At 72.1% G+C, this 16,900-nt stretch carries 16 protein-coding genes and 1 pseudogene; 3 read left to right on the top strand and 14 right to left on the bottom strand.

All coding sequences use genetic code 11. From position 1 onward, the window contains the following. Positions 1–425 (bottom strand): annotated as a pseudogene (locus IE172_RS08605) (M23 family metallopeptidase); the annotation flags it as partial. Positions 426–867: 442 nt separating this feature from the next. On the opposite strand from IE172_RS08605, the gene IE172_RS08600 reads away from it, so the two are divergent. Then, entirely contained in the window at positions 868–1,506 is a 639-nt protein-coding gene (locus IE172_RS08600; protein WP_190096476.1) for an HAD family acid phosphatase, read from the top strand. 88 nt (positions 1,507–1,594) lie between these two features. On the opposite strand, the gene IE172_RS08595 is transcribed toward IE172_RS08600, so the two are convergent. Then, a complete protein-coding gene (locus tag IE172_RS08595) occupies positions 1,595–4,120 on the bottom strand; it encodes an ATP-dependent Clp protease ATP-binding subunit (protein WP_190096475.1) in 2,526 nt (841 codons plus the stop codon). A gap of 431 nt (positions 4,121–4,551) precedes the next feature. On the opposite strand from IE172_RS08595, the gene IE172_RS08590 reads away from it, so the two are divergent. Beyond that, positions 4,552–5,289, top strand: a complete 738-nt coding sequence (locus tag IE172_RS08590; RefSeq protein ID WP_190096474.1) for an SCO3374 family protein — start codon at positions 4,552–4,554, stop codon at positions 5,287–5,289. On the opposite strand, the gene IE172_RS08585 is transcribed toward IE172_RS08590, so the two are convergent. From IE172_RS08585 to IE172_RS08540, 10 genes are all read right to left on the bottom strand, one after another. Next, on the bottom strand, positions 5,268–5,603 hold the full coding sequence (locus IE172_RS08585) for a histone-like nucleoid-structuring protein Lsr2 (RefSeq protein WP_004928054.1): 336 nt from the start codon (positions 5,601–5,603) through the stop codon (positions 5,268–5,270). The two genes, IE172_RS08590 and IE172_RS08585, sit on opposite strands and share 22 nt — an antisense overlap. Before the next feature lie 224 nt (positions 5,604–5,827). Continuing rightward, positions 5,828–6,361: an amino-acid N-acetyltransferase gene (locus tag IE172_RS08580; protein ID WP_190096473.1), complete on the bottom strand. Its 534-nt coding sequence runs from the start codon at positions 6,359–6,361 to the stop codon at positions 5,828–5,830. Between the two features lie 9 nt (positions 6,362–6,370). Further along, positions 6,371–6,772 carry a BlaI/MecI/CopY family transcriptional regulator gene (locus tag IE172_RS08575; RefSeq protein ID WP_190096523.1) on the bottom strand — a complete coding sequence of 134 codons (402 nt, stop codon included), beginning with the start codon at positions 6,770–6,772 and terminating at the stop codon, positions 6,371–6,373. Positions 6,773–6,930: 158 nt separating this feature from the next. Further along, entirely contained in the window at positions 6,931–7,107 is a 177-nt protein-coding gene (locus tag IE172_RS08570; RefSeq protein ID WP_190096472.1) for a hypothetical protein, read from the bottom strand. A 26-nt stretch (positions 7,108–7,133) separates the two neighbouring features. Further along, positions 7,134–7,745 carry a hypothetical protein gene (locus tag IE172_RS08565; RefSeq protein WP_190096471.1) on the bottom strand — a complete coding sequence of 204 codons (612 nt, stop codon included), beginning with the start codon at positions 7,743–7,745 and terminating at the stop codon, positions 7,134–7,136. Positions 7,746–7,864: 119 nt separating this feature from the next. After that, positions 7,865–8,662: a type III pantothenate kinase gene (locus tag IE172_RS08560; protein WP_190096470.1), complete on the bottom strand. Its 798-nt coding sequence runs from the start codon at positions 8,660–8,662 to the stop codon at positions 7,865–7,867. 8 nt (positions 8,663–8,670) lie between these two features. Further along, positions 8,671–9,645: a carboxylating nicotinate-nucleotide diphosphorylase gene (gene nadC / locus IE172_RS08555; RefSeq protein ID WP_190096469.1), complete on the bottom strand. Its 975-nt coding sequence runs from the start codon at positions 9,643–9,645 to the stop codon at positions 8,671–8,673. Positions 9,646–9,650: 5 nt separating this feature from the next. Continuing rightward, positions 9,651–11,357, bottom strand: coding sequence for an L-aspartate oxidase (locus IE172_RS08550; RefSeq protein ID WP_190096468.1), 1,707 nt, complete (start codon positions 11,355–11,357; stop codon positions 9,651–9,653). After that, the gene (gene panC / locus IE172_RS08545; protein WP_190096467.1) at positions 11,354–12,352 is read right to left on the bottom strand and encodes a pantoate--beta-alanine ligase; all 999 of its coding nucleotides are present in this window, start codon (positions 12,350–12,352) and stop codon (positions 11,354–11,356) included. Before panC ends, IE172_RS08550 begins: the two co-directional genes overlap by 4 nt. Before the next feature lie 70 nt (positions 12,353–12,422). Beyond that, complete coding sequence (locus IE172_RS08540; protein WP_190096466.1) at positions 12,423–13,388, bottom strand: Rossmann-like and DUF2520 domain-containing protein; 966 nt, start codon at positions 13,386–13,388, stop codon at positions 12,423–12,425. 170 nt (positions 13,389–13,558) lie between these two features. Between IE172_RS08540 and IE172_RS08535 the strand changes: the two genes are divergently transcribed. After that, complete coding sequence (locus tag IE172_RS08535; RefSeq protein ID WP_190096465.1) at positions 13,559–14,794, top strand: threonine aldolase family protein; 1,236 nt, start codon at positions 13,559–13,561, stop codon at positions 14,792–14,794. 63 nt (positions 14,795–14,857) lie between these two features. On the opposite strand, the gene IE172_RS08530 is transcribed toward IE172_RS08535, so the two are convergent. Then, positions 14,858–15,529 (bottom strand): response regulator, encoded by a 672-nt coding sequence (locus IE172_RS08530; RefSeq protein ID WP_190096464.1) that lies wholly within the window; start codon positions 15,527–15,529, stop codon positions 14,858–14,860. A 91-nt stretch (positions 15,530–15,620) separates the two neighbouring features. After that, a complete protein-coding gene (locus IE172_RS08525) occupies positions 15,621–16,820 on the bottom strand; it encodes a sensor histidine kinase (RefSeq protein WP_190096463.1) in 1,200 nt (399 codons plus the stop codon). Positions 16,821–16,900 lie beyond the last annotated feature (80 nt).

The raw sequence follows: 16,900 nt of genomic DNA, 5'->3' as shown, positions 1-16,900 counted from the left end.
ACCGGGGTGCCGGTCGGGACGGCGTAGTCCTGGCCGGAGTGCTTGGAGGCCCACATGCCGCCGTTGGCGGCGTAGCTCGCCGAGAGCTGGTAGCTCTTCACCGGGGAGACCCAGGACGCCTGCTTCTTCTTGGCGGCGGCCTTGGCTGCCTTCTTGGCCTGCGCGGCCTTCTCGGCCGCGGCCTTCTTCGCCTCGGCGGCCTTCTCGGCCTTGGCGGCCTGCGTCTTCGCGGCCTCCGCCTGGGCGGCGGCCTGCGCCTGAACCGCACTGGCGGCGTCGGCGGCACCGGATGCGGCCGTGGTGTCGGCGGCGACCGCGACCCCGGCTCCCAGTGCGACCGAGGCCCCCAGGCCGGCGGCCAGCACGGCCACGCGGGTGCGGATCAGGGACGTACGGGAGGAACGGGACGTGACGCGCTCGAACATCGAAACCTCATCAGGAAGGGAACAGTCGAAAACCACCCGACGCACAGGACCGCGCCGCGGTGGCCATTCAGTGGTAACCCTTCCGCCCGAAAAGCCGCAATAGTGTGATCTACGACGGAACCTCGTAGAACGGGCGTGAGATGCACGTCTCTTGACAGAGGTCTTTTAGCGGACGAAACCCCCATTTCTGGCCGATCGATCACCCTGCCGAGCCGAATATCCGATTCGGTTTCCGGCGTCTTCTCACTATTCCGGGTAGTACCGGACATCACGCCTGTGCAGCATGTCACCGGGCAGCGGCATGTGCCGCTTCAGAAATGTGGCGCACGCCTCTAGGCGCCTACCGCCCGGTAACCCTACGGTTCACCTCGCGTCACCCTCGCACACGAACATGCTCACGACATGTTGGCCCGCGTCACGGACGTGAGAGGACCCCCACGACATGAGAAGCCGACACTCCTGGTTGCGCCGCGTATCGGTGACCGCCGTCTCCGCGACCGCACTGGTGGCCCTGGCCGCACCGGCCGATGCCTCGACACCTATGGGCTCCCCCGCGGCCGCCACCGCGGCCCCGGCCGCTGCCGCCGCCGTCGACTACGACACGTGGCAGCGGGACTGCCAGGCGGTCATGGACCAGGCCCTGCCCTATCTGAGGCAACGGATCGCGGACACCCGGCCGGGCGAGAAGCAGGCCATCGTCCTCGACATCGACAACACCGCCCTGGAGACCGACTTCGGCTTCAGCTTCCCCCAGCCGGCCAACGAGCCGGTCCTGGAGGTCGCCCGGTACGCCGAGGAGCGCGGTGTGGACCTGTTCTTCGTGACCGCCCGGCCCGGCATCATCCACGCGCCCACCGAGTGGAACCTCGACCAGGCCGGCTACGAGTCCTCCGGCCTGTACGTCCGCGGCTTCCTCGACCTGTTCAGGAACGTCGCCGAGTACAAGACGGCCCAGCGGGTCGCCATCGAGCGGAAGGGCTACACGATCATCGCCAACATCGGGAACAGCCCCACCGACCTGTCCGGCGGCCACGCCGAGAAGACCTTCAAGCTGCCGGACTACGGCGGCCGGCTCTCCTGAACCCGTCCCGCGGCAGCGGAAAGGGGTCTGCCCCGGGACGTGTGTCCCGGGGCAGACCCCTGTTTCCCGTTCGGGCCGAGCGCGACGGCTACGCGTCCTTGCTCAGGTTCGGGCCGGCACCGCCGGCCGCCTGCTCGATCGGCGGAACGTCGGGCAGGGCCGACTTCTCCTCACCGCGGAAGGTGAAGGTGGCGGACTCGCCCTCGCCCTCGGTGTCCACGACCACGATGTGACCGGGGCGCAGCTCGCCGAAGAGGATCTTCTCCGACAGCGAGTCCTCGATCTCCCGCTGGATGGTCCGGCGCAGCGGCCGGGCACCCAGGACGGGGTCGTAGCCCCGCTTGGACAGCAGTTCCTTGGCGGACTGGGAGAGCTCGATGCCCATGTCCCGGTCCTTGAGGCGCTCGTCCACCTTGTCGATCATCAGGTCGACGATCCGCAGGATGTCCTCCTGGCTGAGCTGCGGGAAGACCACCACGTCGTCGACACGGTTGAGGAACTCGGGCCGGAAGTGCTGCTTGAGCTCGTCCTGGACCTTGTTCTTCATCCGGTCGTAGTTGGTCTTCGTGTCACCCGCGGCGGCGAAGCCCAGGTTGAAGCCCTTGGAGATGTCCCGGGTACCGAGGTTGGTCGTCATGATGATGACCGTGTTCTTGAAGTCCACGACCCGGCCCTGGGAGTCGGTCAGGCGACCGTCCTCCAGGATCTGCAGCAGCGAGTTGAAGATGTCCGGGTGGGCCTTCTCGACCTCGTCGAAGAGGACGACCGAGAACGGCTTGCGGCGCACCTTCTCCGTCAGCTGGCCGCCCTCCTCGTAGCCCACGTAGCCGGGGGGCGAACCGAAGAGACGCGAGACCGTGTGCTTCTCGCTGAACTCCGACATGTCGAGGGAGATCAGCGCGTCCTCGTCACCGAAGAGGAACTCGGCGAGGGCCTTGGACAGCTCCGTCTTACCGACACCGGACGGGCCGGCGAAGATGAACGAGCCACCCGGGCGCTTCGGGTCCTTCAGACCCGCACGGGTACGGCGGATCGCCTTCGACAGCGCCTTGACGGCGTCGTTCTGGCCGATGACCCGCTTGTGCAGCTCGTCCTCCATGCGGAGCAGTCGGCTGGACTCCTCCTCGGTGAGCTTGAAGACCGGGATGCCGGTGGCGGTCGCGAGGACCTCGGCGATCAGATCGCCGTCGACCTCCGCGACGACGTCCATGTCACCGGCCTTCCACTCCTTCTCCCGCTTCGCCTTGGCGGCGAGGAGCTGCTTCTCCTTGTCGCGCAGCGAGGCGGCCTTCTCGAAGTCCTGCGAGTCGATCGCGGACTCCTTGTCCCGGCGGACACCGGCGATCTTCTCGTCGAACTCGCGCAGGTCCGGCGGCGCGGTCATCCGGCGGATGCGCATCCGGGAACCGGCCTCGTCGATCAGGTCGATCGCCTTGTCCGGCAGGAAGCGGTCCGAGATGTAGCGGTCGGCCAGGGTGGCGGCCTGGACCAGCGCCTCGTCCGTGATGGAGACGCGGTGGTGCGCCTCGTAGCGGTCGCGCAGGCCCTTGAGGATCTCGATCGTGTGCGGCAGGGACGGCTCGGCGACCTGGATGGGCTGGAAGCGGCGCTCCAGGGCCGCGTCCTTCTCCAGGTGCTTGCGGTACTCGTCCAGCGTGGTCGCACCGATGGTCTGCAGCTCACCGCGGGCCAGCATCGGCTTCAGAATGGAAGCGGCGTCGATGGCGCCCTCGGCGGCACCCGCACCGACCAGCGTGTGCAGCTCGTCGATGAACAGGATGATGTCGCCGCGGGTGCGGATCTCCTTGAGCACCTTCTTCAGGCGCTCCTCGAAGTCACCGCGGTAGCGGGAGCCGGCGACCAGGGCACCGAGGTCCAGGGTGTAGAGGTGCTTGTCCTTGAGGGTCTCGGGCACCTCGCCCTTGACGATGGCCTGGGCGAGGCCCTCGACGACGGCGGTCTTGCCGACGCCGGGCTCACCGATCAGCACCGGGTTGTTCTTGGTACGGCGGGACAGCACCTGCATGACCCGCTCGATCTCCTTCTCGCGCCCGATGACCGGGTCGAGCTTGGACTCACGAGCGGCCTGGGTGAGGTTCCGGCCGAACTGGTCGAGGACCAGGGACGTGGAGGGGGTGCCCTCGGCAGGACCGCCGGCGGTGGCGGTCTCCTTGCCCTGGTAACCGGAGAGCAGCTGGATGACCTGCTGCCGCACCCGGTTCAGATCGGCGCCCAGCTTGACCAGGACCTGGGCGGCGACGCCCTCGCCCTCACGGATCAGGCCGAGCAGGATGTGCTCCGTGCCGATGTAGTTGTGGCCCAGCTGAAGGGCCTCGCGGAGCGACAGCTCCAGGACCTTCTTGGCACGGGGGGTGAAGGGAATGTGACCCGACGGGGCCTGCTGGCCCTGCCCGATGATCTCCTCCACCTGCTGGCGGACCGCCTCGAGCGAAATCCCGAGGCTCTCAAGGGCCTTGGCGGCGACACCCTCACCCTCGTGGATCAGGCCCAGGAGGATGTGCTCGGTGCCGATGTAGTTGTGGTTGAGCATCCGGGCTTCTTCCTGAGCCAGGACGACAACCCGCCGCGCGCGGTCGGTGAACCTCTCGAACATCGTTAATCGCTCCTCAGAGCGGTCAGGCAGTGGGGGGAACTTCCCCTCCCTGTCCTTCCGCAGCTTAGTCCCGCAAGCGGGGACCGCTCATTCCAACTGCCGACACCGTCGATGGCCTCCTGACCCCGCTCACGCCGACATCTGCTCCAACCCGATGGTGCGAGACGATGTTCCCGCAGGCCAGGCAGTTACCCCCATCGCCAGTACGCCCATGGCGAACGGGGCAGGCGCCGGCCTCCGTGTCGCCCCCTCTCACTAGGGATGTCTTACCCGCTGCTACCGACAGTCCATGCCGAGTGCACGGGTTCCCTCCGCTACGGGCGAACAACCTTGCGCCTCCCCCCACTCCCGCGCGCCCCCCTGTTCGACACCCTGCGCACACGTCCGCGCACCCAGCGTAACCCGACGGCCCTCCGCGCGGTTGCGCGGGCATGGCCGGCTTCGCTTCCGCCGACGTCCCCCCGCCCCGTCGGCCGCTCACCGCGCCCGGCGACGCGCTCGGGCTCTGGTACGAGAACGTGCTGGGCTGGCCCACGGTGCCCGGGAACCCGGTGCGGCTGGTGGTGGGGGTGCGCTTCGACGTCCTCGACGTGCCCGCCGAGGCGGGCAAGGCGGCGCTGGCACGCCTGGGACGCCACGGGCGGGGTTTCCCGGTGGCCCTGTCCGGCGACCGGATGCGGCTGCTGGTGGCCGCGGGCAGCGCGGAGGAGCTGCCCGGGCTGCTCGAGTGGCTGGACTGGGGCGCACCGCCGGACCTGGACCTGACGGCGGTCGGGGCGGGGGGCCGCATGGAGGCGCCCAGGCCCGTCGGGCCGCCCCGTGGGGGCGTCGGGGCAGGCGCGCGGGCGCGGGCGGGTACGGACACCGCGCGGGACGCCCGGGCCCTGCGGGACGCGCAGGACGCGTGGGACGCGTGGGCACGTGCGGGGGACGGTTCGCAGGGGGCCGCCGTGTGGCTGCGGCCCCCCGGGCCGGAACGCGAGGCCGGGGCCTCGCTGCCGACGCTGTCGGCGATGGGCGCGAGCGGCGCCGGGGGGAACGGTGCCGGCCCCCCGGATCTCGTGCGGCTGGTGAACACCGTGGCGACACAGATCCACCGGGTTCGGCTGCGGCGCGCGTGCGCGGCCGCCGCCGTAAAGACCGACGGTCAGCCGTTGGCCTTTTCGTAGGCCTCGCGGATGGACGCCGGAACACGGCCGCGGTCGTTGACCTCGTATCCGTTCTCCTTCGCCCAGGCGCGGATGGCCGCGGTGTCCTGGCTGCCACCGGAAGAAGCACGCGCCTTTCCACGGCCGCCCGAAGCGCGGCCCCCGGTGCGGCGACCACCCTTCACGTAAGGGTCGAGAAGGCCACGGAGCTTGTCCGCATTGGCGGTGGTGAGATCGATCTCGTATGTCTTGCCGTCCAACGCGAACGTCACGGTCTCGTCCGCCTCGCCGCCGTCGAGGTCGTCGACAAGAAGGACCTGAACCTTCTGTGCCACCGGATTTCCTTTCATCGAAAACCTGAGGGTCCGGAGTGTGGCGGCGTCCGCCGTATCGCCGTCCCTTGTATATGCAGTACTGCAGTACTCCGGAAAGCAAACCGCTTTTGCCGTAAAAACACAAACCCCTGGGAGAGACCCGGAGCCCGCAGCGGGTTCGGAAACATGCGCGTTTCGGACATAGGGGCCCGCGTCATGGGGTGCCGTGCGGAATCGTCCGGCGATCACAGATGCAGAAGCATCCGGCTGTTGCCCAAGGTGTTCGGTTTCACGCGTTCGAGACCGAGGAACTCCGCGACGCCCTCGTCATAGGAACGCAGCAGCTCCGCGTACACATCGGTGTCGACCGGGGTCTCACCGATCTCCACGAAGCCGTGCTTGCCGAAGAAGTCCACTTCGAAGGTCAGGCAGAATACGCGCCGAACACCGAGCCAGCGGGCCGTCTCCAGCAACTTCTCCAGCAACCGGTGTCCGACGCCGGAGCCCTTCAGGCCCGGCTTCACGGCGAGAGTGCGGACTTCCGCGAGGTCTTCCCACATCACGTGCAGGGCGCCGCAGCCGACCACCTCCGCGTTGTCGTCCCGTTCCGCGACCCAGAACTCCTGGATGTCCTCGTAAAGCGTCACGGTCGCTTTGTCGAGCAGGATGCTCCCGCGGACGTAGGCGTCAAGGAGACGGCGCACGGCCTGTACATCGCTGGTGCGGGCCCGGCGGACCGTGATGGCATTTGCGGTGGCTTCGGGGCTGTCTGCTGACATGAGCGGACGCTATCGCCCGCCGCGGTCCTCGGCGGAGCCGGGGTTCTCGTCGGTGCCGGTTTCCGGGAGCTGGACGATCCGTACCGCGTCGGTGAGAGCCTGGCGCTGTTCCTCGCTCATCATGCCGAAGAAGGCGACGAGAGCGGCCGCGGCGTTGTCGCTCTGCGACCACGCCTCGTTCATCAGCGCGGCGGCGTAGGCGGCGCGAGTGGAGACCGCCTCATATCGATAGGCCCGGCCTTCGGCTTCCCGGCGCACCCAGCCCTTCTGATGGAGATTGTCCAGGACGGTCATCACCGTGGTGTACGCGATGGACCGCTCCTTCTGGAGATCTTCCAGGACTTCCCGAACGGTCACCGGGCGGTTCCACTTCCACACCCGCGTCATGACCGCGTCTTCGAGTTCTCCCAGGGGGCGAGGCACAACTCAGACAATAGTGGGAGAACTCCGTCACGGCGTGCCGGAGGGGCCGCGACGTGGCGAACGCGCGCGAACAGGGCGCACGAGTGGGAGTCGTACGCCCTGGGAGTGCGGCGGCGTCGGGCGGCCGCGAGGGCCGTGGGGAGGCGTCAGGCCTCGGACCTGGGGGCGGGGCTCGCGCCCTCCACCCTGGTGAGGGCCGCGTCGACGGCGGCGTCCTCCTTCGTCTTGTTGGCGCCGCCCTGAGTCTTCACGATCACTCGGATGACGCTGATGAAGAGGACGGCCATGACGGCCGGGGGGAGGAGCGCGGAGACGTAGTCCATGACACCAGGGTAGCCAGCCCGGGCCGTCAGCCCGCGGCCAGGTGCCGGCCGGGCGGGGGCGGGGTGGGTTTGCGACGGGGGAAGACCTCGCCGGGAGTGGGGACGGGGCGGCGGGTGGGCTTGGGGGTGCCGGGCGGAGGGGCGGGCGTGGGAGCGGGGGTGGGATTCGGTGCCGGGTGGGGCCTGGACGGCCGTTCCGCGGGCTCGTTCTCCTGGTCCTCGCCGGAGGCGGCGGTGGCGGCCGCCCGGCCTCCGGGGAGGGCCGTGAGGCGGGTGCGCCCGCAGTGCCGCAGGAGGGCGGCGGCGGTGGGGTTGCCGCGCAGGGCGCGCAGGGCGGCCAGGTCGTCGGGGCCCGGGCGGTACCCGGCGCCCAGCGCCTCCTCCAGGAGTGTGAGGTAGCCGGCGGCGGTGCCGGGGAGGGCGGCGCGGTAACGGCCTAGGTCGGCCAGGAGGAAGGCGCGCAGCCGGGCACTCTCCCGCGTCGCCTCGTCGAGGGAGTCGGCGAGGCGGAGGCAGTCCTGGACGTCGTCGGCCGAGGCGGGGGTGGGGTGCAGGGCGAGGGCGAGGGCGCGGCGGAGCACGCGCAGTTCCTCCGCACCGAACGCCAGGCCGCCGCGGGATCCGTAGGGCGTGGGCATGGTGCGACGATACGCGCTAATCAGACAAACAGGGCGTATCGGGTGATGGTGTGGCGCCGGGTGCCACCCAGGTGGGCGGGGTGGCACCCGGCGGCCGGGGGCACTGCCCCCGGCGGCCCCTACAGGCGGGACACGTTCCGCTCGTACACCATGCGGAGGCCGATCAGGGTCAGCCACGGCTCGTGCTCGTCGATCACCGAGCTCTCCCCCAGCACCGTCGGCGCCAGTCCGCCCGTCGCGATCACCGTCACGTCGTCGGGATCGTCCGCCAGCTCCCGCGCCATGCGGTTGACGACCCCGTCCACCTGGCCGGCGAAGCCGTACACGATGCCCGACTGCATCGCCGCGACGGTGTTCTTGCCGATCACCGTCCGGGGCCGGGCCACCTCGATCTTGCGCAGCTGGGCCGCCTTGACCCCGAGCGCCTCCACCGAGATCTCGATGCCGGGGGCGATGACCCCGCCGACGTACTCCCCCCGCGCGGAGACCGCGTCGAACGTCGTCGCCGTACCGAAGTCGACGACGATGGCCGGTCCGCCGTACAGCTCGTTCGCCGCGACCGCGTTGATGATGCGGTCGGCGCCGACCTCCTTGGGGTTGTCGAACTGGATCGGGACGCCCGTCTTCACGCCCGGTTCGACGAGGACCGCCGGCACGTCCCCGTAGTAGCGGCGCGTGACCTCGCGCAGTTCGTGCAGGACGGACGGGACCGTCGCGCAGATCGCGATGCCGTCGATGCCGTCGCCCAGCTCGTCGCCGAGCAGCGGGTGCATGCCCATGAGGCCCTGGAGGAGGACCGCGAGCTCGTCGGCCGTGCGGCGCGCGTCGGTGGAGATGCGCCAGTGTTCGACGATCTCCTCGCCGTCGAACAGGCCCAGGACGGTGTGCGTGTTGCCCACGTCGATCGTCAGCAGCATGATCGGTCCTACTCCGCCGCGCGCAGGTCGAGGCCGATGTCGAGGATCGGCGAGGAGTGGGTGAGGGCGCCCACGGCCAGGTAGTCGACGCCCGTGTCGGCGTACGCCTTGGCGTTGGTGAGCGTGAGGCGGCCGGAGGCCTCCAGGGCGGCACGGCCGTCGACGACGGCCACCGCCTCCGCGCACTCGCCCGGCGTGAAGTTGTCCAGCAGGATCAGGTCGGCGCCGGCGTCGAGGACCTCGCGGAGCTGGTGCAGGGTGTCGACCTCCACCTCGACGGGCACGTCGGGGAAGCGTTCGCGGACCGCGGCGAAGGCCTCGGCGACCCCGCCTGCGGCCACCACGTGGTTGTCCTTGACCAGGGCCGCGTCCGACAGGGACATGCGGTGGTTGACGCCGCCGCCGCAGCGCACGGCGAACTTCTCCAGGCTGCGCAGGCCCGGCGTGGTCTTGCGGGTGTCGCGGACCTTCGCCTTGGTGCCCTCCAGGGTGTCCGCCCAGGCGCGGGTGGCGGTCGCGATGCCCGAGAGGCGGCACAGGAGGTTGAGGGCGCTGCGCTCCGCGGTGAGGATGTCGCGGGTGCGGGTGGTGATCGACAGCAGGGCCTGGCCGGCCTCCACACGGTCGCCGTCCTCCACGTGGCGCTCGACCTCGAACTCCTCCGTGCAGACGATCGACATGACCGCCTCGGCGACCCTGAGGCCCGCCACGGTGCCGGCCTCCCGGGCGGTGAAGTCGGCGGTGGCGACGGCGTCGTGCGGGATGGTCGCGACCGTCGTCACGTCCACTCCGTGGGCCAGGTCCTCCTGGAGCGCCACGTTGGCGATGTCCTCGACCTCGACGGGGTCGAGGCCCGCGTCGGCGAGGAGCTGGGCGAGCGCGGGGTCGAGGCCGCACTCCAGGTAGGTCTCCTCGTCGGCGCCGCAGGCACAGCCGTCGCCACAGCCGCCGGAGGAAACGAGGGGAAGGTCGGGGGTGGTCACTGCTGTCACTGCTCCTGGGGCCGGGTGAGGGTCGGGGGGAAGTCTGTGGTGTCGGTGGTGCGCACCGCCAGCGAGCGGTCCGGATTCAGCCGTACGACGATGTGGCGGCGCCAGACCGTGTCGTCGCGCTCGGGGCGGTCCTCGCGCCAGTGGCAGCCGCGGGTCTCCTCACGGCGCTGCGCGGCGGCCACCAGGACACGGGCCACGCACAGGAGGTTGGTGGCCTCCCACGTGTCGACGCCCGGTTCGGCCGTCTTGCCGTTCTCGTCGAGGGCGTCGCGCGCCTCGGCGTGCAGGCGGTGGAGGCGGTCGGCGGCCTCGGCGAGGGACGCCGCGGAGCGCAGGACGCCCGCTCCCCGGGTCATGGCCCGCTGGATGGTGAAGCGGGTCTCCGGGGCGAGGAGGGGGTGGGCGGGGCGCTCCGTGACGGGCAGCGGCTGCGGCTCGCGCGGGTGGAGGGTCCCGGTGCGGGCGATGTCGGCGGCGATGCGCTCGGCGTACACCAGGCCTTCGAGGAGGGAGTTGGAGGCCAGCCGGTTGGCTCCGTGCACGCCGGTGCAGGCGACCTCGCCGCAGGCGTACAGGCCGGGCACGGTGGTGCGGCCGCGGGAGTCGGTGCGGACGCCGCCGGAGGCGTAGTGGGCGGCCGGGGCGACGGGGACGGGCTCGGTGACCGGGTCGATGCCGTGCGCACGGCAGGCCGCGAGGATCGTGGGGAAGCGGTGCTCCCACATCTCGGCGCCGAAGTGGCGGGCGTCGAGGTACATGTGCTCGGCGTCGCGCTCCCGCATGCGGCGCATGATGCCCTTGGCGACGATGTCGCGCGGGGCGAGTTCGGCGAGGTCGTGCTGCCCCAGCATGAAGCGCACGCCGTCCGCGTCCACCAGGTGGGCGCCCTCCCCGCGCACCGCCTCGGAGACCAGCGGCTGCTGGCCTTCCGCGTCCGCGCCGAGGAAGAGCACCGTGGGGTGGAACTGGACGAACTCCAGGTCGCTCACCTCCGCGCCGGCCCGGAGGGCCAGGGCCACGCCGTCGCCGGTGGAGACGGCGGGGTTCGTGGTCGCCGAGAAGACCTGGCCCATGCCGCCGGTGGCGAGGACCACGGCGGGCGCGTGGACGGCCCCCACGCCGTCGTGCTGGCCCTCGCCCATGACGTGCAGGGTGACGCCGGCGGTGCGGCCGGCGGCGTCCGTGAGGAGGTCCAGGACGAGGGCGTTCTCGATGGTGCGCAGCCCGCGCGCGCGGACCGCCTCGACGAGGGCGCGGGAGATCTCCGCTCCCGTGGCGTCGCCGCCGGCGTGGGCGATGCGGCGGCGGTGGTGGCCGCCCTCGCGGGTGAGTTCCAGGCGGCCGTCGGTCGACTCGTCGAAGTGCGCGCCGGTCGCGATGAGCCGCCGTACGGCGTCGGGGCCCTCGGTGACCAGGATGCGGACCGCTTCCTCGTCGCACAGGCCGGCCCCGGCGACCAGGGTGTCGTCCAGGTGCTGTGCGGGGGTGTCGCCCTCGCCGAGGGCCGCGGCGATGCCGCCCTGGGCCCAGCGGGTGGAACCGTCGTCGAGGCGGGCCTTGGTGACGACCACCGTGGTCAGGCCCGCCGCCTCGCAGCGCAGGGCGGCGGTGAGGCCCGCGACGCCGGAGCCGACGACCACGACGTCCGCGTCGATGGACCATCCGGGCGCGGGGGCGTGCAGTCGTATGCCTGTGCTGGTCACGAGGCGGCTCCGAAGGTTCCGAAGGTCAGGGGGACGTTGTCGATCAGGCGGGTGGCGCCCACGCGGGCGGCGACGGCGAGGACGGCGTCGCCGGTGAAGCCGTCGCCGATCTCGGTGAAGTCGGCCGGGTCGACCAGGGCCAGGTAGTCCAGGGCGAGGGGCGGGTCGAGGCGGGCGGCCTCGTCGAGGACCAGCCGGGCGGCGGCGCGGATGGCGGCGGGGCCGCCGGCGGTGGTGGCCACCGCGTGCGTGTCGGCCGCCGCGCGGGACTCGCCGATGGCGCTGAGCGCCTCGGCACGCTCGCGCGTGGCGGGCACCTCGCGGGCACGCGCGCGCAGCGCCTGCTGGGCCGCGTGCCGGTCGCGTCCGGCGAACAGGGCCTGGGACAGGGCGAGCGCGGTGCGCCGCTCGGCGGGCGACAGGTAGCGGTTGCGGCTGGACAGGGCGAGCCCGTCCTCCTCGCGGACGGTGGCGACGCCGACGATCTCCACGCCGAAGTTCAGGTCGCGCACCATGCGGCGGATCAGGGCGAGCTGCTGGGCGTCCTTCTGTCCGTAGAGGGCGGTGTCGGGGCGGGTGAGGTGGAGCAGCTTGGCGACGACGGTGAGCATGCCGTCGAAGTGGCCGGGGCGGGCGGCGCCCTCCAGGCGCGCGCCCATGGGGCCGGCGGTGATCCGTACCTGTGGTTCGCCGCCGGGGTAGACCTCGTCCACGGCGGGGGCGAACACGGCGTCCGCGCCGGAGCGTCCGGCCAGCTCGAGGTCGGCGTCCAGGGTGCGCGGGTAGCGGTCCAGGTCCTCGCCCGCGCCGAACTGCAGCGGGTTGACGAAGACGGTCACCACCACCTCGCCGTCGGCGCCCGCGATCTCCCGCGCGGCGCGGATCAGCGTGGCGTGGCCCTCGTGCAGCGCGCCCATGGTCATCACGACCGCGCGGCGGCCGGTGCGCGCGCGGGCGTGCAGTTCGGCGGCGGTGCGCAGCAGGGTGGCGGTCATCGGAGGGCTCCGTTCCGGGACGCGCGCGTCGTCGTACGGCTGGGGTGGGTGGTGAGGGCGGGGATGCCGTTCATCGGTTCTCCCCCGGGGCGTCGCCGGTGCCGTCGGTTCCGTCGGTGCCCCTGGTGCCGTCGGCTCCGCCGGCGAGTACGCCGAGGAGGTCCTCGGCGAGTTCCGGCTTCAGCAGACCGTGGGCGAGGGCGCGGTCGGCGGTCGCCCGGGCCATGGCGAGGTAGCCGGCGACGGTCCCCGGTGCGTGCCGGCGCAGCTCGGTGACGTGCGCGGCGACCGTGCCCGCGTCGCCCCGGGCGACCGGTCCGGTGAGGGCCGCGTCGCCGGAGCGCAGGGCGTTGTCCAGGGCGGCGCCGAGCAGCGGGCCGAGCATCCGGTCGGGTGCCCCGACACCGGCGGCGCTCAGCAGTTCCATGGACTGGGCGACGAGGGTGACCAGGTGGTTGGCGCCCAGGGCGAGGGCAGCGTGGTAGAGCGGGCGGTTCTGCTCGGCGATCCACTCCGGTTCGCCGCCCATCTCGATGACGAGGGCCTCGGCGGCCAGCCGCAGCTCCTCGGGGGCGGTGACGCCGAACGAGCAGCCGGCCAGGCGCTGCACGTCGACGGGGGTGCCGGTGAAGGTCATCGCCGGGTGCAGGGCCAGCGGCAGGGCGCCGGCGCGCCGGGCGGGGTCGAGGACCTTCGCGCCGTACCGGCCCGAGGTGTGCACCAGCAGCTGGCCCGGCCGTACCGCGCCGGTGTCGGCGAGTCCGGCGACCAGTTCGGGCAGGGCGTCGTCCGGGACGGTCAGCAGCACCAGTTCGGACCGCCGCAGGACGTCGGCGGGCGGGACCACGGGCACGTCCGGGAGCATCTGCTCGGCGCGCCTGCGGGAGGCGTCGGAGACGGCGGAGACGGCCACCGGGCGGTGCCCGGCGAGCTGGAGGGACGCGGCCAGGGCGGGGCCCACGCGTCCGGCGCCTACGACGCCTACGGTGAGCCGCGCGGGGCGGTCCCGGGGATCGGGCTGTGGGGTTGTGTTCACGCGACGGGGACCTTCCCGTTCCAGTCCGCTCGGGGTACCGGACGATTTCTCGTCATGTTAACGCGATCGGTTCCGGTGGCGGTCGGTTGTCCACAGGCTGTGGGTTTCCGCGCGACGCCGTGACACACGCGCGTGCGGAAATGGGGTGCCCGTGGGGCGGGCGGCGCGGGATGATCGCCCGCATGAGCGATGCGGTGGACGACAGGGACGGCACGGCGGCCGGGGGCGGGCACGGAGGGGTCGCCGGGGAGGGCGACGCGTCGCCGCCGACGCTGCGGGCGCGGCGGATCGCCGCCTGGCGTGCCGCCCCGCGGGTGCTCGCGCGCCCGGGTTTCCTCGCCCCCCTCTCGGAGCGGCTGGCGCTCCTGGAGGCGGCGGGCGGCGTGTACGACCTCGACGAGGACTCCGACATCTACGGCAACGGCGTCGTGGAGGCCCTGGAGCGGCGGGTCGCCGGGCTGCTCGGCACCGAGGCCGCCGCGTTCTTCCCGACCGGCACGATGGCCCAGCAGGTGGCCCTGCGCTGCTGGGCCGGCCGCACCGGGAACCCGGCGGTCGCCCTGCATCCGCTCAGCCACCCCGAGGTGCACGAGCGGAACGCGTTCAGCCAGGTCAGCGGATTGCGGCCGGTGCGGGTGACCGACGAGCCGCGGCTGCCCACCGCCGCGGAGGTGCGGGACTTCGAGGAGCCCTTCGGGACGCTGATGCTGGAACTGCCGCTCCGGGACGCGGGTTTCGTCCTGCCCTCGTGGGAGGAGCTGACCGGGGTGGTGGACGCCGCGCGGGAACGCGAGGCGGTCGTGCACTTCGACGGGGCGCGGCTGTGGGAGTGCACCGAGCACTTCGGGCGGTCGCCGGCCGAGATCGCGGGTCTCGCGGACAGCGTCTACGTGTCGTTCTACAAGTCCCTCGACGCCTTCGGGGGCGCCGCGCTCGCCGGCCCGGCGGGTCTGGTCGAGGAGGCGCGGGCCTGGCGGCACCGGTACGGGGGCAATGTCTTCCAGCAGTTTCCGACCGCGCTGTCCGCGCTGATCGGGCTGGAGCGGGAGCTGCCGCGGCTGCCGGAGTACGTGCGGCACGCGCGCGTCGTGGCCGCCGCCCTGCGGGAGGGGTTCGCGGCGGGCGGGCTGCCGTGGTCCCGGGTGCACCCCGAGGTGCCCCACACCTTCGACTTCCAGGTGTGGCTCCCCTACGACGCGGAGGTCGTCGCCGAGGCGGCGATCCGGGCGGCGGAGGAGACGGGCTCGATGCCCTTCGCCAACTACTGGGACCCGAGGGGACCGGGACTGGCGTCCACGGAGGTGTACGTCCGGGCGGCGGCCCTGGAGTGGACGGCCGGCGACGTACGGACGGCGGCGGAGGAGTTCGCGGGGCGTCTGCTCCGTCAGGCGGCGGCCCCCGCCTGACGCGCCGGCCCGGGTTCTCCCTCCGGGAGGCCGCGAGAAGCGGGCCCGGGCCCCCGGGCCGGGTCAGCCGTGGCCGCCGGCCCGTACCAGGCCCGTCTCGTAGGCGAGGACGACCACCTGCACGCGGTCGCGCAGGCCCAGCTTGGTGAGGATGCGGCCCACGTGGGTCTTCACGGTGGCCTCGGAGAGCACCAGCCGGGCCGCGATCTCGCCGTTGGACAGGCCCTGGGCGACGAGCACCATGACCTCCCGTTCGCGCTCGGTGAGCCGTTCCAGCTCCTTGTGCGCGGGCTGCTTGCCGCTGCTGGGCAGCATCGGCGCGAAGCGGTCCAGGAGCCGGCGGGTGGTGGACGGGGCGACCACGGCGTCGCCGCTGTGCACCGCGCGGATCGCGGCGAGCAGATCGCCCGGCGGCACGTCCTTGAGCATGAATCCGGAGGCGCCCGCCTTCAGCCCGGAGAAGGCGTACTCGTCGAGGTCGAAGGTGGTGAGGATCAGCACCTTCGGCGGGTCGGTGTCCGCGCAGATCCGGCGGGTGGTCTCGACGCCGTCCAGCTTGGGCATGCGGACGTCCATCAGCACCACGTCGACGGCGGTGGACCGCAGCACCTGGAGGGCCTCGACGCCGTCGCCCGCCTCCGCCACGACCTCCATGTCCGGCTGGGCGGCGAGCACCATCCGGAACCCGGTGCGCAGGAGCACCTGGTCGTCGACGAGCATCACGCGGATCGCCATCGGGGGCCTCTTCCGTTTCGGTTCGCAGATCTTCGGGTCGTCAGGTGGTCACACGGTCGTGACAGGTGTCAACAGGGGGCGTGCGTGGGCGTCACGACGCGGGTTTGAGCGGCAGCAGCACACTGATGCGGAATCCTCCGCCCGGGCGCGGCCCCGCGTCCAGCGTCCCGCCGACCATGCCGACCCGCTCCCGCATGCCGATCAGGCCGTGGCCCTGCCCGTCGAAACCGCCCTCCTCGTACAGCTCGTGCGGAGCGCCCTTGCCGTCGTCCTCCACGAGCAGGCCGAGACCGTCGTCGAAGTACACCAGGCGCACGCTGGCGCCCGCGTTGGGACCGCCGTGCTTGCGGGTGTTGGTGAGCGCCTCCTGCACGATGCGGTAGGCGGTCAGTTCGACGCCGCTGGGCAGCGGGCGCGGCGTGCCCTCGACCTTGAAGTCCACCGGCAGCCCGGACCCCCGGCACTCCTCGACGAGGTCCTCGATCTGCCGCACGTCGGGCTGCGGCACGTACTCCCCGGCCTCCTGGTGCTCGCCGGTGCGCAGCACGCCCAGCAGCCGGCGCATCTCGGCGAGGGCCTGACGGCCGGTGGAGGAGATGGTCTCCAGCGCCTTCTTCGCCTGGTCGGGGGCGGCGTCGAGGACGTAGGCGGCACCGTCGGCCTGCACCACCATCACCGACACGTTGTGCGCAACGACGTCGTGCAGCTCGCGGGCTATCCGGGCGCGTTCGGCGGCGACGGCGACCTTGGCCTGCGCCGCGCGTTCCTTCTCCAGGCGGGCGGCCCGCTCCTCCAGCTGCGCGAAGTAGGCCCGGCGGGTGCGGATGGAGTCGCCGAGCACCCACGCGAGGGCGAAGGGGAGCGCCTGGAAGACCATGACGGCGACGTTGGTCGCCACGCTCTGCGCCTCGTCGGGCCAGCGCAGCTGCGCGAGCGGAGCCGCGCACAGGCCGGCGGTCAGCGCGAGGCGGGAGGCCCAGCGCGCGCCGATCGCCGCGACCGTGTAGACGATCACCAGCAGGGCGAAGTCGGCGGGCAGCGTCGCCACGTCCGCGACCAGCTGTCCCGCGCCCACGACGACGGCGAGGACCAGCATCCGCTCGGGCATCCGGCGGCGCAACGCGACGACCAGCGACAACAGCACCACGACCGGCACGGTCAGGGCCGGCAGATCCGTGCCGCGCGGCTCCACGGTCGCTCCGCCGGCGAACGAAATCCCGAACAGGACCACGGCCCAGAAGCCGTCGACCCAGGTCGGGTGTCTGCGGAGGAAGTCGTAGAGGCGCTGCACGTGACCCAGCGTAGGGAAGCGAAATGCGTGCAGGGGTCAACCGGAGGGCCGATACCCGGTCCTCACGTGTACTCCGCAAG

The organism is Streptomyces griseoflavus (assembly GCF_014649995.1).
Lineage (GTDB): Bacteria > Actinomycetota > Actinomycetes > Streptomycetales > Streptomycetaceae > Streptomyces > Streptomyces griseoflavus.
This window is presented reverse-complemented; position numbering and strand designations above follow the sequence as displayed.

What these genes read in the sequence shown, in the direction of transcription:
- IE172_RS08535 (WP_190096465.1), top strand. Translation starts at nt 13,559, where the DNA reads ATGATCGCCCGCATGAGCGATGCGGTGGACGACAGGGACGGCACGGCG.
- IE172_RS08530 (WP_190096464.1), bottom strand. Translation starts at nt 15,529, where the DNA reads ATGGCGATCCGCGTGATGCTCGTCGACGACCAGGTGCTCCTGCGCACC.
- IE172_RS08590 (WP_190096474.1), top strand. Translation starts at nt 4,552, where the DNA reads ATGGCCGGCTTCGCTTCCGCCGACGTCCCCCCGCCCCGTCGGCCGCTC.
- IE172_RS08580 (WP_190096473.1), bottom strand. Translation starts at nt 6,361, where the DNA reads ATGTCAGCAGACAGCCCCGAAGCCACCGCAAATGCCATCACGGTCCGC.
- IE172_RS08560 (WP_190096470.1), bottom strand. Translation starts at nt 8,662, where the DNA reads ATGCTGCTGACGATCGACGTGGGCAACACGCACACCGTCCTGGGCCTG.
- IE172_RS08565 (WP_190096471.1), bottom strand. Translation starts at nt 7,745, where the DNA reads ATGCCCACGCCCTACGGATCCCGCGGCGGCCTGGCGTTCGGTGCGGAG.
- IE172_RS08595 (WP_190096475.1), bottom strand. Translation starts at nt 4,120, where the DNA reads ATGTTCGAGAGGTTCACCGACCGCGCGCGGCGGGTTGTCGTCCTGGCT.
- panC (WP_190096467.1), bottom strand. Translation starts at nt 12,352, where the DNA reads ATGACCGCCACCCTGCTGCGCACCGCCGCCGAACTGCACGCCCGCGCG.
- IE172_RS08570 (WP_190096472.1), bottom strand. Translation starts at nt 7,107, where the DNA reads ATGGACTACGTCTCCGCGCTCCTCCCCCCGGCCGTCATGGCCGTCCTC.
- IE172_RS08600 (WP_190096476.1), top strand. Translation starts at nt 868, where the DNA reads ATGAGAAGCCGACACTCCTGGTTGCGCCGCGTATCGGTGACCGCCGTC.